The sequence below is a fragment of the Nocardia sp. NPDC004151 genome (assembly GCF_042874235.1).
Classification (GTDB): Bacteria; Actinomycetota; Actinomycetes; order Mycobacteriales; family Mycobacteriaceae; genus Nocardia.
The window spans coordinates 1-19,429 of the sequence record NZ_JBIAMR010000003.1 but is presented as its reverse complement, the minus strand read 5'-3'; the positions used below and the strand labels follow the sequence as shown (position 1 = coordinate 19,429).

The 19,429-nt window shown below is 68.7% G+C and carries 17 protein-coding genes, 1 rRNA gene, 1 pseudogene and 1 riboswitch; of the genes and pseudogenes, 3 read left to right on the top strand and 16 right to left on the bottom strand.

The window, feature by feature from the left end; translation table 11 throughout:
• Nucleotide 1: 1 nt before the first annotated feature.
• Nucleotides 2-364 (top strand): annotated as a pseudogene (locus ACFYTS_RS07530) (cyclic nucleotide-binding domain-containing protein); the annotation flags it as partial.
• 78 nt (nt 365-442) lie between these two features.
• A complete protein-coding gene (aspA, locus tag ACFYTS_RS07525; protein WP_387302832.1) occupies nt 443-1,900 on the top strand; it encodes an aspartate ammonia-lyase in 1,458 nt (485 codons plus the stop codon).
• Between the two features lie 22 nt (nt 1,901-1,922).
• On the opposite strand, the gene ACFYTS_RS07520 is transcribed toward aspA, so the two are convergent.
• From ACFYTS_RS07520 to ACFYTS_RS07475, 10 genes are all read right to left on the bottom strand, one after another.
• On the bottom strand, nt 1,923-2,765 hold the full coding sequence (locus tag ACFYTS_RS07520) for an alpha/beta fold hydrolase (RefSeq protein WP_387302830.1): 843 nt from the start codon (nt 2,763-2,765) through the stop codon (nt 1,923-1,925).
• A 135-nt stretch (nt 2,766-2,900) separates the two neighbouring features.
• Nucleotides 2,901-3,533, bottom strand: a complete 633-nt coding sequence (locus ACFYTS_RS07515) for a TetR/AcrR family transcriptional regulator (protein WP_357090781.1) — start codon at nt 3,531-3,533, stop codon at nt 2,901-2,903.
• Between the two features lie 691 nt (nt 3,534-4,224).
• Nucleotides 4,225-4,833 carry a peroxidase-related enzyme gene (locus ACFYTS_RS07510; protein ID WP_387302125.1) on the bottom strand — a complete coding sequence of 203 codons (609 nt, stop codon included), beginning with the start codon at nt 4,831-4,833 and terminating at the stop codon, nt 4,225-4,227.
• Nucleotides 4,826-5,338: a hypothetical protein gene (locus tag ACFYTS_RS07505; protein ID WP_387302123.1), complete on the bottom strand. Its 513-nt coding sequence runs from the start codon at nt 5,336-5,338 to the stop codon at nt 4,826-4,828. The genes ACFYTS_RS07510 and ACFYTS_RS07505 overlap by 8 nt, the downstream gene beginning before the upstream one ends.
• Nucleotides 5,335-6,351, bottom strand: coding sequence for a putative FMN-dependent luciferase-like monooxygenase (locus ACFYTS_RS07500; RefSeq protein ID WP_387302121.1), 1,017 nt, complete (start codon nt 6,349-6,351; stop codon nt 5,335-5,337). Before ACFYTS_RS07500 ends, ACFYTS_RS07505 begins: the two co-directional genes overlap by 4 nt.
• Nucleotides 6,348-7,097, bottom strand: coding sequence for an ABC transporter ATP-binding protein (locus tag ACFYTS_RS07495; protein ID WP_357282017.1), 750 nt, complete (start codon nt 7,095-7,097; stop codon nt 6,348-6,350). Before ACFYTS_RS07495 ends, ACFYTS_RS07500 begins: the two co-directional genes overlap by 4 nt.
• The gene (locus ACFYTS_RS07490) at nt 7,090-7,959 is read right to left on the bottom strand and encodes an ABC transporter ATP-binding protein (protein WP_387302119.1); all 870 of its coding nucleotides are present in this window, start codon (nt 7,957-7,959) and stop codon (nt 7,090-7,092) included. The genes ACFYTS_RS07495 and ACFYTS_RS07490 overlap by 8 nt, the downstream gene beginning before the upstream one ends.
• The gene (locus tag ACFYTS_RS07485) at nt 7,952-9,823 is read right to left on the bottom strand and encodes an ABC transporter permease (protein WP_387302117.1); all 1,872 of its coding nucleotides are present in this window, start codon (nt 9,821-9,823) and stop codon (nt 7,952-7,954) included. Before ACFYTS_RS07485 ends, ACFYTS_RS07490 begins: the two co-directional genes overlap by 8 nt.
• Nucleotides 9,824-10,987: an ABC transporter substrate-binding protein gene (locus tag ACFYTS_RS07480; RefSeq protein ID WP_387302115.1), complete on the bottom strand. Its 1,164-nt coding sequence runs from the start codon at nt 10,985-10,987 to the stop codon at nt 9,824-9,826.
• Between the two features lie 69 nt (nt 10,988-11,056).
• A riboswitch (SAM riboswitch) is annotated at nt 11,057-11,175 on the bottom strand.
• Nucleotides 11,176-11,383: 208 nt separating this feature from the next.
• Entirely contained in the window at nt 11,384-12,019 is a 636-nt protein-coding gene (locus tag ACFYTS_RS07475; protein WP_387302113.1) for an HAD family hydrolase, read from the bottom strand.
• 157 nt (nt 12,020-12,176) lie between these two features.
• Here ACFYTS_RS07475 and ACFYTS_RS07470 point away from each other — a divergent pair, with 157 nt between their 5' ends.
• Nucleotides 12,177-13,004, top strand: coding sequence for a GNAT family N-acetyltransferase (locus ACFYTS_RS07470; protein ID WP_387302828.1), 828 nt, complete (start codon nt 12,177-12,179; stop codon nt 13,002-13,004).
• A 165-nt stretch (nt 13,005-13,169) separates the two neighbouring features.
• On the opposite strand, the gene ACFYTS_RS07465 is transcribed toward ACFYTS_RS07470, so the two are convergent.
• The 6 genes from ACFYTS_RS07465 to rrf form a co-directional block, all read right to left on the bottom strand.
• The gene (locus ACFYTS_RS07465) at nt 13,170-13,607 is read right to left on the bottom strand and encodes a MarR family winged helix-turn-helix transcriptional regulator (RefSeq protein WP_387302111.1); all 438 of its coding nucleotides are present in this window, start codon (nt 13,605-13,607) and stop codon (nt 13,170-13,172) included.
• Complete coding sequence (locus ACFYTS_RS07460) at nt 13,600-14,025, bottom strand: SRPBCC family protein (RefSeq protein ID WP_387302109.1); 426 nt, start codon at nt 14,023-14,025, stop codon at nt 13,600-13,602. Before ACFYTS_RS07460 ends, ACFYTS_RS07465 begins: the two co-directional genes overlap by 8 nt.
• Nucleotides 14,026-14,183: 158 nt before the next feature.
• A complete protein-coding gene (gene fusA, locus ACFYTS_RS07455; RefSeq protein ID WP_387302107.1) occupies nt 14,184-16,217 on the bottom strand; it encodes an elongation factor G in 2,034 nt (677 codons plus the stop codon).
• A gap of 156 nt (nt 16,218-16,373) precedes the next feature.
• A complete protein-coding gene (locus ACFYTS_RS07450; protein WP_387302105.1) occupies nt 16,374-16,721 on the bottom strand; it encodes a YrdB family protein in 348 nt (115 codons plus the stop codon).
• A gap of 210 nt (nt 16,722-16,931) precedes the next feature.
• Nucleotides 16,932-18,968, bottom strand: a complete 2,037-nt coding sequence (locus tag ACFYTS_RS07445; protein WP_387302103.1) for a TerD family protein — start codon at nt 18,966-18,968, stop codon at nt 16,932-16,934.
• Between the two features lie 184 nt (nt 18,969-19,152).
• A 5S ribosomal RNA gene (gene rrf / locus ACFYTS_RS07440) occupies nt 19,153-19,269 on the bottom strand.
• Between the last annotated feature and the right edge of the window lie 160 nt (nt 19,270-19,429).

Here is a 19,429-nt window from a genome sequence, read left to right as displayed (position 1 = left end):
GATGTGGGGTTTTCCCACCGAGCGAGGAGTCGACGTGGCCGAACTGGACGAGCTGATCAGTAGCACCGCCGCGGCCACCGGACTCGATCCGGAGGACATCCGCGCCTTCGCCGCCACCGCCGAGCGGCGCGAATACCCGGCCGGGGCGGTGCTGTTCCACGAATCCATGCCGCGCGAGTGGGCGGGCATCGTGGTGGCGGGCGAGATCCGGATCACCTCCGGCCTCACCGGCCACGTGATCGAGCTCGCCCTGCTCGGCCCCGGCAGCCTGATCTCGGAGATCGCGCTGGTCGACGACACGCCCCATACCGCCACCGGGCGCAGCGTCACCGGCGCGGTCGTGCTCACCGTGCCCCGGGCGACCCTGCGGGAACTGGCCGTCCTGCACCCGGATCGCCACTACCGCATGGTCTCCCGGGTCGCCCAGCTGGTCGCGCACCGCATGCGCGCGGTCTCCGCCCAGCTGTCGGCCGCCATCGCGGCCCAGCAGCCGCTGGGCGGCATTCGCACCGAACACGATTCGCTCGGCACCCGGGAACTGCCGGCCGAGGCGTACTACGGGGTGCAGACCCTGCGCGCGGTCGAGAACTTCCAGATCTCCGGCATCAAGCTGCGCAAGTTCGGGCACCTGGTCAATGCCCTGGCCCACGTGAAAAAGGCCGCGGCCCTGGCCAACGCGGAACTCGGCGCACTCGCCCAGCCCAAGGCCGACGCCATCGTCGCGGCCTGCGACGAACTGCTCACCGGCCATCTGCGCGAGAACTTCATCGTCGACATGGTGCAGGGCGGCGCGGGCACCTCCACCAACATGAACGCCAACGAGGTGATCGCCAACCGCGGCCTGGAGCTCATGGGCCACCGCAAGGGCGAATACCGATACCTGCACCCCAACGACGACGTGAACCGCTCGCAGTCCACCAATGACGTCTACCCCACCTCGGTGAAACTGGGCGTCTACCTGTCCCTGCAGGACGCCTCCGCGGCGCTGGGCGAACTACAGAACGCGCTGCGCGCCAAGGCCGTCGAATTCTCCGATGTGATCAAGATGGGCCGCACGCAGCTACAGGACGCGGTCCCGATGACCCTGGGACAGGAATTCGGCGCGTACGCGGTCATGATCGGCGAGGCCGTCAACCATCTGCAGCGCATCGGCGGGGACCTGCTCGCGGTGAACATGGGCGCGACCGCCATCGGCACCGGCATCACCAGCCCGCCCGGCTACGCGGACCTGGTCACCGTCAAGCTCGCGGAAATAACCGGATTGCCCATCGTGCAGGCCGAGAACCTGGTCGAGGCCACCCAGGACTCCGGCGATTTCGTGGCGGTGTCGGCCACCCTCAAACGGGCCGCGGTGCAGCTGTCCAAGATCTGCAACGACCTGCGGCTGCTGTCCAGCGGTCCGCGCGCGGGCCTGGGCGAGATCAATCTGCCCGCCATGCAACCGGGTTCGTCGATCATGCCGGGCAAGGTCAATCCGGTCATCCCGGAGGTGGTCAGCCAGGTCTGTTTCCAGCTCATCGGCTACGACATGACCGTCACCATGGCCGCCGAGGCCAGCCAGCTGGAACTCAATATGGCCGAGCCGATCATGGCCCACGACCTCATGATGGGCACCATGATGCTGCGCAATGCCGCGGTCACCCTGACCAGCCGCTGCATCACCGGCATCACCGCCAACCGGGAGCACTGCCGGGATCTGGTGGCGCACAGCATCGGACTGGTGACCGCGCTGGTGCCGACGCTGGGCTACGAGCAGTCGGCGGCCATCGCCAAGGAGGCGCTCGAGTCCGGCGGCAGCGTCTACGACCTGGTGCTCGAGCGCGGAGCCATGACCAAGGCCGAGCTCGACGACCTGCTCAGCCCCGAGAAGATGACCGCGCCGCGCTCGCGAAGGCTCTGAGCGCCCCCGATCCGCTGACGAATCAGCGGTCCCGCAGCCATTTTTCGACATAGTCGATGGTGGAATCGGGATCGCTGATCCAGCCGTTGTGCCCGAGCGGGGCCGGGTTGTGCCAGGTGGTGATGTCGGCCTGCGGCATTTTCGCCAGCAGTTGCCGGGCAGCTCCGCGCGGGGTCAGCTCATCACCGGTCATGGTGATCGACAGGACCGGCAGTTTCAGCCGCCCGATCCGCTCCTCGTAGTCGATATCGGCTCCGGCGGGTTCGAACCTGCCGGTGCGGGCCAGTCGCGCCCAATCGGCGATGAGCGCCTTGGACTGCCGCCCGAAGCCGCCCGCCGTGACCGTGTCGCCCGGCCAGAACCCGGCCAGATTGGCGGTCAGCGACAGCGCCGCGCTGCCGACCGCGGCCAGCCCGGAGTACCCGCGGAAATGCGGGGTGCCGGACGCGATGAGGATGAGCCCGCCCAGCCGCCCCCGGATCCGGGACGCGTACATGGCGCCCAGCTGACCGCCCATGCTGTGGCCGAGCAGGTACGGGGTGCTGTCGGGGAAGCGCAGGCGCACCGCCTCGAACATGGCCGGGAAGTCCACCGCCACCAGGTCCTGATAGCCGTAGCGGGACGGTCCGATCGCGGGTCCGCCGCCGTTGCCGCGGATCTCCAGCAGCGCCACATCGAAACCCCGGGCCGCCAACGGCATTCCGAACAGCGAGTAGTACTCCCCCGGCACGCCGAGGCCGGGGGCGATCACCACCACCGGCCGCGGCGTGTCGGCGGTGATCGGATGCCGGTGCGAGCCCTTCGCCGGAATCAGCCGCACCGGGATCGTGGTCCCGTCGGGCAGCTGGATCGGCACCGTCTCCATGTTCGGCCCGGTCCCCCGGTTCGGCCCGGTCCCCGTGTTCGGCGCAGCCTCCATGATCGGCACGCTACCCGTAAAGTTCGCGCCCGTCCGCGAGGCGGACGGGCGCGAAAGAGCGTCGGAAGGTTGGTTTTCGGGTCAGGCGCTGACCGCGCCCATGATGATGCGGCGCAGCACCTGGATGACGTCGTCGAGCGGCTGGCGCGGATCCGAGCCGCTCCAGGCGTCGACCACGTAGTTCACCGCGCCGATGATGGCGAGCACGCGCATTTCGTAGTCGCCGGGCGGGATCTCGCCGTGCAGGGCCGCGTCCTCGGCGGCGCTGGCCAGCAGTGCGCCCCAGGCGCGGCGCAGCTCCAAGCGGAACTTCTCCACCTTGGGGCCCGCGCCGACGACCTCGACGAGGGCGACCCTGGCCTTGCGCGGATCGCGTCCGATGGACTCGATGTAGGCGCGGACCGCCGCGTCGATGATGTCGATGGCGCTGGCGTCGGAGTGCTCGGCGATGGTGGCCGCCACGGCTTCCCGCGACTCGCGATCGATATGCTCGTAGAGCTCGAGCAACAGCGATTCGCGACCGGTGAACTCCTCGTAGAACTGTCTGGAGGAGAGTCCGGCGTCCTTGCAGATGGCTCCGACGGAACTATTGGCGTATCCATCGCGCGCGAACACCGTGAGCCCGGACTCCAGAAAACGCGCACGACGCTGCCGCTGCCGGTCTTCTACGGGCTGCCCGGCGTACATTCTTCCCGCGTTCGTTTCCTGTGACATTGCGCCAGACAATACCGAAGGGCCCGATCCCCTCGTCATGGATCGGGCCCTTCGTTTGAACCTTCGACTTACCGCGCGTTAGCCGAAAGTTGGCTCAGCAATGTTGGGCCATGCGACGCACCCGGGACGGTGGGTATAGGCAGGGGAACCGTCCCGAGTTCGGTACGCGGGTCCGGGGGGAGAGACTCGCGGGCCGATGTCGCATTGACCCGAAAGTCACTGATCGTTTGCCGTTCATCACGATACAGAGCAGGCGAACTGGACGGAATACTTTTCGAGGAACTTTTTAGGTTTTATTTGAGCGCCCCTCGCGACGCGCCGCCGGACCAGCACCGGAGCCCGGCGCAGGGGCGGAGTACCCCCTGCCGTAGCCGGATAATCCGGACACGAAAAAGGGCCCGATCCCCGAAACCGCGGGAGGGCCCTTCCGCATCACTCCGACACCCGTTCAGTTGCCGAAAGATGGCGCTCGCGTGGCTACTTGGCCGAAAGGCTCGCCGAACCGGTAGCCAGCAGCTTGAACAGGGTCTGAGAAAGAACATCCGAAAGGAAGTTCGCCATGGTGGTGCTCCGATCCGAACGATTGCCAGTGTTGTCACTGACTGTTTGCCCTCGCGACGATACCGAGCCGATACCCCAGGAGGGAAGATTGCGGATGAACTTTCTGGAACCACCTCGACAGAGCAATGGATTACGCGGGCACCTCAGGCTCCCCGAGGGTGAGCATCAGGCGGTTGGCCCACGAGAACGAAGCCGCCGACAACACCAGATCCTGCAGCTCCGCGGCGTCGAAACCCAACTGCCGCAAGCGGTTCAGGTGGCCGGTGGTGGCTCGGGGCGGGTTCGCGGCGAGGGCGTCCACGAAATCGATGACCGCGTCCCACCTTTCGTCGATCCGCACTTCGTTGCCTTCGTCCAGCAACCGCTGAACATCCCCGGGCCGCTTGGACAACGCAGATGTGAAACGTGAATGAACGGAGGCGCAGTACTCGCACCCATTGTGCCGGGAGGTAACGGTCGCCGCGAGTTCGCGCTCCGCGCGGGTCAATCCACCTCGACCGTAGAAGATCTCTTTGTCGTTGCCACTGCGATGCGCCAGCACCTCCGGGTTGCGCGCGAGTAGCCGGAAGTACGGCCCGATCCCGCGATCGCCCTCCAGCAGGGGTTTCTGCAACTCATCGGCATCGGCCAGCAGGATGGGTTCCACCCACGGCACCCAGTCCAGCTGGTCCTGGGTGAATCCCGTTGGGCGGCGTCCGTTTTCGACGCTGCGCACCTCGCTCACGCCCCGCTCACTCATGGTCTGCTCCGATCAGTGTGAGGCCGGCCAGCAGCCGGACCTGGAAGTGCACGAATCCGATGAGCTGCGCCACCGTGACGATGTCGCGCTCGGACAGCCCGGCCGCGCCCAGGGCATCGATATCCGCGCGGGTGATGGCGGCGGGCGCGGTCGTGACCCGCGCGGCGTGCCGGAGAATGGCGGCCAGCACCGGATCCCCCTCGGCCGGAGCCGTTCCCAGTCCGGCGTAATGCGCCGCCAGCTCGGGCGCGCCCGCCAGCTCCGCCACCGCCACCGCCGCCGCGATCAGCCGGTCCCGCCCGACGGTCGCGGCCGCCGGACCGTTCAGCAACGCCTCGTACACCCCCTGCGTATGCGCGATCACCGCCGGGCGTGTCGCCCGCAGCGCCCGGACCGCGTCCGCGCGTGGGCCGAGTACGGCATCGATGACATCGGCGGACCGGTCCGCCTCGGGTTCGGCCGGGGCGAGTGGCGCCACCTCGACGGCGGCGGTCGCTTCGGTCACGAGGAAGTCCTTTCGTCGGGTCGCCAACCCAGTTGCGGGGCAACCTTGGTGGCGATGAGTTCGATGGAGCGCAGGGTGGCGGCGTGGCCCGGGTCGACCGGGTGGACCTGCACGATGAAATCGGTGGCGTGCCGCAGCGCCACGTCGGCGGCGAGCTGCTCCACCACCTCGTCGGGCGTGCCGAAGTAGATGTCGCGCAGCACCTCGGCGACCGAATCGGCCACCTCCGGCCCGCCGTTGCGACCCAGCTGATCGAGGAACCGGGCCGCGCCGCGCTCGGCCAGGGCCCGGGCCGCGGCGTGGTCGTCGGCCACGAAAACGCCCCGGGACGCGCCGATTCGCGGTTCCACGCCCGGCGGCAGCGCGTCGAGATAGGCGTCGACCAGTGGCTGCTGGATCTCCCACAGAGTGGCCGCGGGCGCGGCCGGATCCCGCGGCTGCGCCTTCGACAGCAGCAGTCCGTCGCCCGCGCGGCCGGCGCGCGCCGCGCCTGCGGCCGAGAAGGTGGCCTGCCACAGCCGGTCCCGCAGTCCGGGCGCGGGCGGATTCAGCCCCCGATCCCCGATCAACGGCGTTCCCGCCAACGCGGCGGTGACCTTGGCGAGTTTGTCCGCGTACAGCCGCTGCCGGTCGAGATCGGCCGCCTCGAACAGTTCGAAGGCGTGCCGGGACCCGCCCGCGCCGAAGCCGAGTTCCAGCCGCCCGCCGGACAGTTCGTCCAGCACCGCCGCGTCCTCGGCGACCCGGATCGGGTCCTCCAGCGCCAGCGTCACGATGGCGGTCCCGACCCGGATCCGCGGGAACCGGGCGGCCACGTGCGCCAGGAACACGAACGGCGACGGCAGCCCGCCCTCCGCCGGATCCAGGTGGTGCTGCGCCACCCAGGCGGTGTCGTAGCCGAGCCGTTCGGCCAGTTCGATCTGGTCCAGGGCCTGCCGGTACACGCCGGCCGCGGCCTCGGCCGGGTCGGTGCGGACCAGGCGGGTGAAGAAGCCCAGGCGTCGCGCGGTCATGTCGTCACCTTTCCTAGGTAGGCATCGCGGACGGCCGGATCGCCGACCAGGTCCGCGGCCGGGCCGTGCAGCACGATCCGCCCCGTGCGCAGCACATTGGCGGTGTGCGCGATGCTCAGGGCCAGCTCCGCCTGCTGTTCCACGATCAGGATGGCCAGGCCCAGTTCCCGATTGAGCCGGGCGATCTCCGACAGCACCCGATCCACGAACAACGGCGACAGTCCCATTGTCGGCTCGTCCATGCAGATCAGCCGGGGTTTGCTCATGAGCGCGCGGGCGAAGGCCAGCATCTGCTGCTCCCCGCCGGACAGGGTCCCTGCCCGTTGCAGCCGGCGCTCGGCCAGTCGCGGGAAATGCTCGAACAGCTCGGCGGCCCGCGCGGCCAGCACCGCGCGCCGCTCCTTGCGGATGTAGCCGCCGACGAAGAGGTTCTCCTCGACGGTCATGGCCGGGAACACGCGCCGCGCCTCCGGCACCGAGGCCAGCCCGGCCCGGATCCGGGTGGCCGCGGAGGTGCCGCTCACGTCGACGCCGTCGATCCGGACCGCGCCGGAACTCGGATGCAACAGTCCGAGAGCGGTTTTCATGGTGGTCGACTTGCCGGAGGCGTTCCCGCCGAGCAGGGACACGATCTCACCGGGGCGGACCGTCAGCGACACCTCGTCGAGGGCCCGAGACGCCCCGTAATGCACCACCACGCGATCGAATTCCAGGATCGGCGTAGCGTTCTCGTCGAACTCAGACATCGACGGCCACCTTTCCCCCGGCCCGGCTGCGGCCCAGGTACGCCTCGATGACGCGGGGATCGGAGAGCACCTCGTCGGGCGTGCCCGACGCGATGATCCGGCCCTCGTCCAGCACCAGCACCCGGTCGGAGAGGTCGTGGACCAGGTCCATCTTGTGTTCGACCAGCAGCACGGTCTGGCCCTGCGCCTTCAATTCGGCCAGCTGCCTGCCGATTTCCGCGGTCTCGGTCTGGTTCATGCCCGCGGCCGGTTCATCCAGCAACAGCAGATCGGGCGCGGACGCGAGCGCCCGAGCGATCTCGGTGCGGCGGCGATTGGCGTAGGACAGGGTGTAGGTGGGGTGGTCGGCGCGCGGGACCAACCGTTCCTCGAAACGTGCCAGCTGGGCGTCGATGCGGGCCGCCGACGCGCGTCGTTCGGCGCGCGCCGCCGGAGTCGGCACCAGGGCCACCCCCAGCTCGGCCAGCAGCGAAATCCATTTGAGCACCGGAATACCGGCCAGGGCGCGCAGCGGGCGGGTGGCGTGCAAGGTCGGCTGGAGACCGACGTCGATATTCTCGCGGACGGTCATATTGCCGAACACCCGGCCGTTCTGGAAGGTGCGCGCGATGCCCGCCGCGGCTGCCGCCTCCGGGCGACCCGGACGAATCCGCCTGCCACGCACCAGAACTTCCCCGGCGTCCGGCCTCAGCACGCCCGAGATCAGGTTGACCGTCGTCGACTTGCCGGACCCGTTGGGCCCGATGATCGAGACGAATTCGCCGGGCGCGATCGAGAATTCGACCCCGTCCACGGCCTGCACGCCACCGAAGGCGCGCCGTAGGCCGGTGACGGTGAGCACCGCCTCGGCGGAGTCAGGCACCGACCGGGCTGGGCTTGTTTCCAGAGCTCTGTTCTTTTCCGACGACACGATCCCTCCTCACCAGAATTCCCTGCGGCCGGAACCGCACCACCAGCAGCAACACCAAGCCGTACAACACGATTCGCCACGACGGCGCGAGCCGCAGCACCTCCGGCACCCCGATCAGCACCGCCGCGCCCAGCACCGCGCCGTACGGCGACGCCGTGCCGCCCAGCACCAGGATGGTCACCACCAGCAGCGACATCGGCAGGTTGAACACCGTCGGATCGATGTAGGAGTACTGGTGCGCGAGCAGCGCACCGCCGATGCCGGAGAAGAACGCCGCCACCGCGAAGGCCAGCGCCTTGTAGTCGCGCACCGGCACACCCGCCGAGCGCGCCGCCACCTCGTCGGCCCCGATGGCCCGGATGGCGGTGCCGAGGCGGGACCGCTGCACGCCGACGACGACCGCCACCACGACGGCCAGCACTGCCAGCTCGAGCCGGAAAACCTGGGTGTGCGTGGTGAATTCGTAGCCGAACAGGCTGGGCGCGGGGATCCCGAAGATGCCGTAGCTGCCGCGGGTCACCGACTCCCAGTTGCGAATGATCGCCACCGTCACGATGCCGATGCCCAGCGTCGCGATGGCCACATAGTGACCGCCCAGCCGCCACAGCGGCGCGGCCAGCACCGAGGATGCCACCGCAGCGACGATCCCCGCGGCCACGATGGCCGGCAGGAAGGCCCAGCCGTGCGACACCGTCAGCACCGCCGAGGTGTACGCGCCGATGGCGATCGGCCCCGCCTGCCCGATGGCCAGCTGCCCGGCCGACCCGGCCACCAGCGTCATCGAGACCGCGATGATGGCGTAGGCCAGGATCTGGGTGCCCACCGAGATGCCGTAGTCGTCCGCGACGAGCGGAATCGCCACGCCCGCAATGGCGAACGCGATCAGCGCATGCCACCAGCGCACCCGCAGTTCCCGGCCGGAGCCGAGGAAGGTGCCGGTCATCGGCTCGGATTCGATGGCGGGCGGCCGGGCCAGCAGGCCGCCCGGCCGCAGCACCAGGAAGATCACCAGCAGGCCGAAGGTGATCAGATCCCGATAGCCGTCACCGAACCAATAGATGCCGAACGCCTCCACCAGGCCGAGCACGAATCCGCCGACGACCGCGCCTGGAATCGAGCCCAGCCCGCCGATGGTGGCCGCCACGAACCCCGTCATGCCGACGATGCCGCCGCTGGTCGGTGAGATGTTCGAGTTGTAGAGGCCGACGAAGATGCCCGCCAGGCCACCCAGCCCGGAGGCGATGGCGAAGGCCAGCGACTGCACCCGGCCGACCCCGATACCCATCTGCGCGGCAGCGTCCGGATCCTGCGCGGTGGCGCGAATGGCCAGGCCGTGGCGACTGAACCGCAGGAACGCCCACAGCCCCGCCATCACGATGAGAGTGATGGCGAACATGACCACGTCCGAAGTGCCGAACCGCACCCCGCCCACCTGAAAATTGTTGGTGGACAGCACCTGTGGGAATGGCCGGGTATCCGGACCGAACACCAGGGCGACCACGTTCTCGATGATCAGCCCCACCGCCACCGTCGCCAGCAGCGCGGCGATGGCCGGGGCGCGGCGCAGCGGCCGCACCGCCAGCACATCGATGGCCACGCCGACCAGCGCCGTCACCGCCACCACCACGATCAGCGCCGCCCACCACGGCACCCCGTGCTGGGCGATCAGCCACCAGCCCAGCACCGAACCGAACGCGAAGATCGCACCGTGCGCGAAGTTGATGACATTGCTGACCCCGAAGATCAGGGTGATGCCCACGGCGATCAGCGCGTACGCATTGCCGTGGACCAGACCCGCGATGAGCGTGTCGAACATCTACTTCTTGCTTCCGACCGGCACGAATTTGCCGTTCTGCAGCACCAGTTCGATCGGCTTCACACCGCTCGGGCGGCGGGTCTGCTGATCGAAGGCGAAGGTACCCAGACCGATTCCATCGAAGTCCTTGACCTCGCGCAGGCCCTTCAGCACGCCCTCGCGGGTCGCCCCGCCTTCCTTGGCGGCCTTCACCAGCACGTTGAGGGCGTCGTAGGCGTAGACATTGAAGTCGCCCGGGTCGGTGTTGAACTTGGCCTTGAACTTGGTGACGAAGCTCTGGATCTTCGGGCTCGGATCCGACGGGGTGAACACGCCGTTCACGATGTCGCCCTCGGCCGCGGTGCCCGCCAGATCGATGAACTGCGGGGTGTTCTGGCCACCGAAGAACTGCCCGGTGAACCCGACGTCACGCAGCTGCTTGACCACCAGCGCGCCGTCCGGCCCGTAACCCAGGTGCACGAAGGCGTCCGGGTTGGCGTCGCGGCCCTTGATCAGCACCGGCCGGAAGTCCTGCGAGTCCGGCAGAATCGGCGAGGCGTAGGCGATCTCGATGCCCTTCTCCTTGGCGAACTGCTCGAAGAACTTGAAAGCCTGCTTACCCCAGTCGGTTTCGAGATACACCACCGAAACCTTCTTGGCCTTGGACTTCACCCATTCGGCATTGCGCTCCTGGAACACGTCCAAGGTGATCGACGGGCTCCACGAATAGTCGCCGCCCTTGGTGAAATCCACCGAGGAGTTGGTGAATCCGTACTGCACCAGCTTGCCGCGGTTGTACACCGGCGAGGCGGCGATGGAGGCGGGCGAGGAGAAGTCGCCCAGCTCGGCGATGATCGACTGGTCGCCGACGAACTTGGTGGCGATCGGCACCGTCTGTTTCGGATCCGACTGCGAATCCTCCCACTTCAGCGCGACCTTCTTGCCGTCGATCCCGCCTGCGGCGTTGATCTCGTCCAGCGCCAGGTCGAACCCCTGCTGCCAGAGCCGGCCGTACTCGGCCGAGCCGCCCGTCTTCGGACCGGACACTCCGAAATACACCGTGTCCGAACCACTTCCGGACGAGTCGCGGCCGCCGCAGGCCGTCGCCGATCCCACGACCAGAGCCGCCGCACCGACACCCACCGCGACCCGGAGAACACGCGACCGGGACCAGATCCTGCTCATTGCTACCTCTACATTCGCGCACCGGCACGCGGCCGGGCATGGGGACACGACCGCGACGCGAAGGGCGCGGTCTGGCGCTTGCGATGCCCGGGCGGACATCGCCTGGTCGTCACCCGGGGCACCCCACCGCCCACGCGAGGGTTGCCGATCAGCGAGCCGGGGCTCGAAAAACGCTGATACTCGTGACCGTGTCCAGAAAGGTAGCCGTGACAACCGGCGGCCGACACCGTTCGAATCACCCTGATGCCAAAAGCCACCCGGCCCCACCGCCGGGAAATCCCCTGTCACCCCCGCGAATTGCCCCCGCAGGAGCGTCGCCCCCGCCGGGAAATCCCCTGTCACCCCCGCGAATCGCCCTGCGGCCGCATCGGCCCCCGCCGAGGCCGCCGCTAGCGCCTACGCCAGATGCGCGGTCAGCCAGGCCGGGAACTCGGTCAAGTCGCGCAGCACCACATCCGCGCCGGCCGCCGACAACTCCTCGGCCGCATACGGTCCGGTGGTCACCGCCACCGAGGTCGCGTCCGCCACCTTGGCCGCGCGCACGTCACCGAGATGGTCACCCACATAGATCGAGGCGCCGCGCTGGAGCAGCACCTCCCCCTTCTCCTCCGCCCAGGCGCCACCGACCAGTTCGTCGACCGCCAGCCCCAGATGGTCCAGATGCAATTGCGCGTGCGGCCCGTTCTTCGCGGTGATCACGAGCACCCGGCCCCCGGCCTCGTGCACCGCCGCCAGCGCGTCCACCACACCGGGCAGATGGTCCGACGCGTGCACCGCCAGCTCCGGATACATCTCCCGGTACATGGCCACCACGCCCGGCACCTCGTGCTCCGGGAACCACTGCGCCGCCTCGTGCGCCAGCGGCGGACCCAGCCGCGACACCACCAGCTCCGAATCGATCGCCACCCCGGTCCTGGTGGCCACCGCGTCCCACACCGCGGCGATTCCAGGCCGCGAATCGATCAGCGTCATATCCAGGTCGAACCCGACCACCAGACCACCGGCGGAACCGCTCGAATCATCAACAGCCACGCCCCGACCCTACGGCCCGCCCGTCCCCGCCCCCCGCCTCGACCGCCACGATGTGACCCCGGCAACCGCCCACCGCGGCGGGCGGCACAGCGAAAATCAGAGGCGCGGCCACCGATTCGCGACCTAGGCTCGACCCATGCCGAGCGATGAGGGAACGCTGTTCTGCGGGAGCGAGCTGGCCGCCCGCGTCGAGCGGGTGGAAACCGAGCTGATGGCCAAGGGCAGCGCGGCCGCCGCGGCCCGGCTCGAACCGGACACCGGCTTCGTGATCCCCCTCGCGGGCGGGGTCGCGTCCTTCGCCGAGGACGGGTCACCGCTGAACAAGATCGCCGGACTCGGCTTCGCGGGGATTCCCGACGAGGCCGAACTCGACGAGATCGAGCGGCTGTTCGCGGCTCGCAAGACGCCCGTGCAGGCCGAGGTCTCCCAGCTCGGCGATCCCGGCATCGGGGAACTGCTCACCGGCCGCGGGTACCGGCTGGTGTCGTTCGAGAACGTGCTCGGCCGCGAACTGGGCGCGCCCCGCACGGCGGACGTCGCGCCGGGTGTCGAGGTGACGCCCAGCGGCGAAGACGAATTCGACATCTGGCTCACCGTGGTCGCGGACGGCTTCGCCCACCCCGACACCCAGGGCGTCGCCTCCCATGAGGAATTCCCGGCCGACATCATCGCCCGCGCCATGCGCGACCTGACCTGCGCGGCGGGCGTCCATCGGTATCTCGCCCGGCGCGACGGCGACGTGGCGGGCGGCGCGAGCCTGCGCATGTCCGGCGGCGTCGCCCAACTCACCGGCGCGGCAACCCATCCCGCGCATCGGCGGCACGGCGTGCAATCGTCGCTGCTGTCGGCTCGCCTCGCCGAGGCGGCCACGGCCGGCTGCGACATCGCGGTGGTCACCACCCAGCCCGGTTCCAAATCCCAGCAGAACGTCCAGCGCCAAGGCTTCGCGCTGCTCTACACCCGGGCCATCCTGGTCAAGGGCTGACCGCCCGAGGGCAGCCATATAGACGGCCCGCACGGATGGCTTCGGCGCGCGGAGAAGGATCGCCGAACTCGTGCTCGAGGTCCGCCAGCGCCGCGGCAGCACTCTGCGGTTCGATGCCGCGCTCCCGTGATCTGCCCTGGTGGGCGCCAGCCAAGAGCGGCGGCGTCAGTTCGGCAGCCGGTGCGCGGCAATCGGTTTCAGGTGCTCGCGCAGCAGGTCACCGTCCGCGCCGAAGAGCTGCTCGTCGGTGTCGACGGCGATCCGCACGCCCCGGCTCGCCAATTCCCGGCCCTCGGTGGTGAGTTCGATGCGCAGCACCCGAGCGTCGGCCGGGTCGGCGCGCCGCGCCAGCAGGCCGCGCTCCTCGAGGCCGCGAATCACCTTGGACGCCATCATCCGATCCGCGCCCGACATGTCGGCCACCTGCTGCTGCGTCGGCAGCTCCCTCGCCCGGCCCAGCCAGCCGGCCGAGGCCAGCAGGTTGAACTGGGTGGGGGTGAGCCCGAGCGCGCGCAGATTGCGTTCCAGCGTCGCCCGCCACTCCAGGGCGGCGTGGTGCAGCCAGAAGCCCGGACTCATCAGCGGTCCCCGTGGTTCAGCCACGCCGTCGTGCCTCCTGTTCCAATGCGGCGAAGGTCAGCGGCATGTCCGCGCGCATGCCCTTCTCCCAGATCAGCTTGAACAGCGGGCCCATCGGCCCGTGCACCTCGACGTGCTCGGCCACCCGAACCGTGCCGTCGCCGAGCGGCTCGTAGGTGCGGTGACCGCGCAGCTTCCCGAAAGGGATGCCCGCCTCACTGGTCCACGACTGTCGCGGCTCCACGGCCACGATAGTGAACGGCCCGGCCGGGGCTCCCTTCGGCTTCACCCACCCCGTGGTGCCGGCCGCGAACTCGCCGTCGATGCGGGACTTCTCCTCGTGCGGGTCCCATTCCGACCAGCGGTCGACATCGGTGGCGACCGCCCAGATGCGGTCCAGATCGCCGGTGATCACGGCCTCTTCGGTGAACGAGTACATCATCGTCGTCTCCTGTCGGGAAACTCTGTTGTTGCGACAACAGTAACTGTAGTCGCGACAACAATCAACCCCTCGGGCGTGACCGACTGCCACCCATGACACGGGGCCCGGCGACGAACGGCATCGAAATGCCGCCGTCACCGAGCCCCGGTCACCCGCCGCTACGGCGCGAGGGCGTAGCCCAGCGGGCGCGTCGTGAACGTGCCCCGGCCCTGCGTGCGACTACGCAAACGCGTTGCGTAGCCGAACAACTCGGCCAGCGGGACCGTGGCCGTCACGACCACCGTGCCGGTCCGCGCAACCGAACCCGTGACCCGGCCACGCCGGGCCGCCAGGTCACCGAGCACCCCGCCGACACCGTCCTCCGGCACGGTGACGGTCAGCTCCGCCAGCGGCTCCAGCACGGCCATCACACTGGCGCGCAAGGCTTCCCGCAGCCCCAGGCGGCCTGCGGTCCGGAAGGCCAGCTCCGACGAATCCTTCGAGTGCGTCGCACCGTCGGTCAGCGTGACCCGGACACCGGTGACCGGATGACCGGCCAGCGGGCCCTCGGCCAGCGCGTCCCGGCACCCGGCCTCGACCGCGCGCACGAACTCGGCCGGCACCCGGCCGCCCACCACCGTGGACTCGAACTCGAATCCCGTGGCCCCGGGCTCGGATTCGTTGAGCGGCCGCACATCGAACACGATGTGCGCCCACTGTCCGGAACCGCCGTCCTGCTTGGCGTGCCGGTAGGTGAAGCCCCGCACGCCGCGCACCACGGTCTCCCGGTACGCCACCTGCGGCCGCCCGACCGTCACCGCCAGCCCGCGGTCCCGGCGCAGCTTCTCCACCGCGACCTCCAGATGCAGCTCGCCCAGTCCGGCCAGCAGCGTCTGCCCGGTCTCCGGATCGGTCCGCACCGTGAGCGACGGGTCCTCCTCGGCGAGCCGGGCCAGCGCCACCGCCAGCTTCTCGAGGTCCGCACCGGACTTCACCTCCACCGCCACCGACACCACCGGCTCGGTCGGAGCCGGGGGTTCCAGCAGCACGGGGGCCTCGGGCGCGCACAGGGTCGCACCGACCCGCATGGCCTTCGGGCCGACCAGCGCGACGATGTCGCCGGCCTGCGCGACCTCCACCTCCGCGTGCCGGTCCGCCTGCACCCGCAGAATGCGGGCGATCCGCTCGCGACGACCCGCGCCCGCGTCCAGCACGACGTCACCCTTGCGGAGCACACCGGAGTACACGCGGACGAACGTGAGCCGACCCGTCGGCGTGGCATGCACCTTGAACGCCAGGGCCGCCAACGGTTCCGCCGGATCCGCCGCGCGGGCGCCGTCGCCACTCCCGACCGCGGGCCGGTCCAGTGGCGACGGCAGGTACGCGGCCACGGCGTCGAGCAGGGGCTCGATACCGATATCGCGATAGGCCGCGCCGCACAGCACCGGCACCACCTCACCGAAGAGCGTGAGCTCCCGCAGCGCGGCGGTCAGGGTGTCCGCGGACAGCGCGGAGTGCTCGACGAACTCCTCGAGCGCCGCCGTACTCCGCTCCGCCACCGCCTCTTCCAGCTCCCGGCGGGCCTGGGCCACCGGGTCCGCCAGATCAGCCGGGATCGGCCCCTCCGCGAACCCGTTCTCCCACCTGAGTTCACGCAGGCGAACAAGATCCACCACACCGGCGAAATCCGCACCGGCGAACACCGGCAGCTGAACGAGCAGCGGAACCGGATGCAGCCGTGCGCGAATCGAGGCCACCGCGGCCGCCAGGTCCGCCCCGGCGCGATCCATCTTGTTGACGAACGCGATCCGCGGCACCCCGTAGCGATCCGCCCGCCGCCACACCGACTCGCTTTGCGGCTCCACCCCCGCGACGGCGTCGAAAACCGCTACGGCGCCATCCAATACCCGCAGCGAGCGCTCGACCTCATCGGAGAAGTCGACGTGCCCGGGGGTATCGATGACGGTGAACCGGTGCCCGGCCCACTCGCAACTCACGGCGGCCGCGAAGATCGTGATGCCCCGATCCCGTTCCTGCGGATCGAAATCGGTCACGGTGGTGCCGTCGTGCACCTCGCCGCGCTTGTGGGTGATACCGGTGAGGAAGAGCATCCGCTCGGTCACCGTGGTCTTCCCCGCATCCACATGCGCGAGAATCCCCAGATTGCGAACGACAGCCAGATCTTGCCGAGAAACATTGGTACGCACGGTCATCCGTCCTTCGTGCTGATCAGGAACAGAACAGCGCGATTCCCCCGGACGGAGACGACACTCCCGGGCTACTCGATACGGCCGCGCAGCCGGCACCGAGCCGGCAAAGAAATCATGGTGTGACCGTATCCGGGCGATACCCGCGGTGTCGCGTGAATTTCACATCGACAGATGCCCGAGGTGGATCGCCGCCAGGTTCGCGACCACGAGCAGCGGGAAGGCGACCGCGAGCCTCCGATACCCCAGCTGCCAGAGCGCGGCAGCCGCACTACCGAAGACCAGAACCTTGGTGGCCACCGCGGCCATCGGAATCGAGAAGCTCGCCTCCGGAGCCGCGAACAACCCCCACAGCACCATGGCCGCGACAGCCATGCCGGCCCCCCGCAGGATCTTCGCGACACGGCTGCGGCCGGTCCGCACACCCCAATAGGCCAGTGCACCAACGGCAACCAGCTCGAAGACGAAGGCGAGGGTGAAGTTGAGGATGGACCAGACGGTGGCGATCATAGCTACTCCGAGATCAGTGCTCTCTATTTTGAACAATGATCATCTATCGTGCGATCCAAGTCAAGAGCACTGCTCTCGTCGGTGTCCGGGTGGCGAAATGCCGAGGCCCCCGGCGATCAGCCGGGGGCCTCGGGCGGCAAGGAAAGCGGAAGAGCTGAATTCGATTAGAAGGAAGCTCCCCCATGGCCTCGCCGGACATCACGGTAGCAGTCAAGCCGGGATCAGGTCGCTCAGATTCTCCGGCGTGAACACCCGCGACCCCTCCGGCAAGCCCTCCGGGCGCGTCAGGCCGATGAACATGACCGGCTCGTCGAAAGACCGCCCGTCCCACAGGGTTACCTCCTCGGCCATGAGTCGCGCGAGGTACGCGAGGGTCAGGTATCTGCGATCGATCACAGCGCGCGCGAGCGCCGACGCCGAAACCTGGTTGTTCTCCACGGCATTGAACGCCGGCGCACCTCGTAGATTCAGGTGCAGCCACTTCACCCGCCACTCCCCGGACGGCGCCCGGAAGAAGACCAGCGGCAACGCGACGCGCCCCGCACCGCGCAGATCCGACTTCATGCGCACGGTGCGCGGCTCGTAGGGCAGGCCCCGCTGGTCACCATCCCGGAGCATGAAGCCGAAGAACGACTCGGCTACCTCGTCGAAGCCCTCCCCGGAGTAGACATTCACCTGCGGCACGATCGCGTGCGCGACCACCTTGTCCAGATCCAGCTCGATGAACTCCGACGCGCCCTCGGGGGCCGAGGTGATGTCGCCGGAGTGCACGCCACCCACGTCGGTCAGATTGGTGTAGGACAGCCGGCCATCCAGCTCGTAATCCTCATCGAGCAGTAGCGCGGAAAGGTCGAAATCGGTGCCCGCGTTCCGTTCTCGCCAGTAGACGAAGAATCGGAGTCGCTCGCCGTACACCGGCGACACCGAACCGCGCGGCAGCACACCCAGGCCACCGCTGATCGCCTTGCCGCCCAGAGGGAGCGCGATATCGACGGCGTCCGGATCGATCACCAGCCGGGCTGGGGCGGGCAGGCGGCGCTTCAGTTCTACGTCCAGCAGTACGCGCAAGCGATCGAGGATATTCGCGTCGATCGGTGCCCGGCCATCCGGCTGTACCCGGCCGCGGCCCAGACGGTTCGTGAACACCCGCTGCGCGACACCGTCGCGGTTGTCCACATGCTCACGGACGGAAAGGATCACGCGGGCCGACACCAGACCGATCGTCGATTCGACCGCGGCCAGCACCGCTTCCCGCTCGGCATCCGTTGTGGCCATGCGCAACAGGCGATCGAGACAGCGGAACAACAACCCGGGCGCCGCCCGCAACAGCCGTGCGGCACCCACAACATCATCGACCGCCAACAACGCCTCGAACCGCGACCCGAACGACCGGGCGCGCCGCTCACCCCGCGCGACCTCGAAAACCGTTGCGGCATGCTCCCACTGCGGGAACTCGTGCGGATGCAGGCGCTCGCCCAGGCGCTTCCACGCCTCCCGCCGCGCGACCACATCGCCCAGTTTGGCCGGCTGATCCGCGATCACCGCATCCAATGCCGCCAGCAGACCACGGCGCGAACGCCGCGATAGCGAACGGAACCGCGTGGGAGTCGACAGCGACACATCGCCGTCCGACAGCAGGCACGCCAAGCGCAGCACATCGGTGACGGTGTCGGCCAACAGCTTCTCGCCCGCCGCGAGCCGAACCTCGTTGATGATCGCCCGGTGCTCACGCACCGGAATCGACTCCGGTTGCGGGCCGGACGCACAGCGGAGCGCCAACTCCCGAAGAATCGGCAGATCTTCCTCACCGAGCGGCGTAGCCCGTCCGGCCAAGGACAGGTAGAGCGCGGACACCTCGTCCTCGAGCGACCCCCCAAGGTGCAGGACAGTCACCCGATCCCGCACGGACTCGATCAACTCATCATGAGCCGCGACCATGTCGGCATAGCCGTGCTGATACCTCCCGTATTCGGGAAGAGCGAGCAGGTTCGACACCCCCTGCGCCAGACCCTCGGACACCGCCGCAGCCGCCGACTCATCGCCGAGCGCGGCCAGCAGGCGGTCGGTCCAGAACTCCACGGTGTCAGGCACATTCGCCGGAAAGTCCTTGAAATACACATTGTGCTCGACATGGGCGCCGGCCATCCGGCGCACGATCGGCAACACCCGCACCGCCAGATCGATCACCGCCCCCGCGGCCGATCCCGACAGTCTCGCGACGAGCTCCCCGGAGAGCTTGAACCCCACGGACATCAATATCGCATCGAATTGCCTCGTGGCGACCACGCCGTCCCCGCCAGGCCCCTCGATATCGGGCAGTCGCAATGTACGGCTGACTACGAGCTCTTCAAGATCCCAACTCACCCAAGGATCTTCCCAAAAAAACGCCAAAGGCCCCCAGCTAATAAGCTGGGGGCCTTCGCGAATGATGTTCCGGCGGTGTCCTACTCTCCCACACCCTGTCGAGTGCAGTACCATCGGCGCAGGTGGCCTTAGCTTCCGGGTTCGGAATGGGACCGGGCGTTTCCCCACCGCTATAGCCGCCGTAACTCTATGAAACTGTCACACAGAGAGCCAAACCCTCCACCCGCGAACGGGATCCGGATCTGTCTGCTCAGTGATCTGTGTGTTGTTTCAGATACTGCACAGTGGACGCGTAGCTTCTTTGTTGGTAAGTCCTCGGCCTATTAGTACCAGTCACCTACACC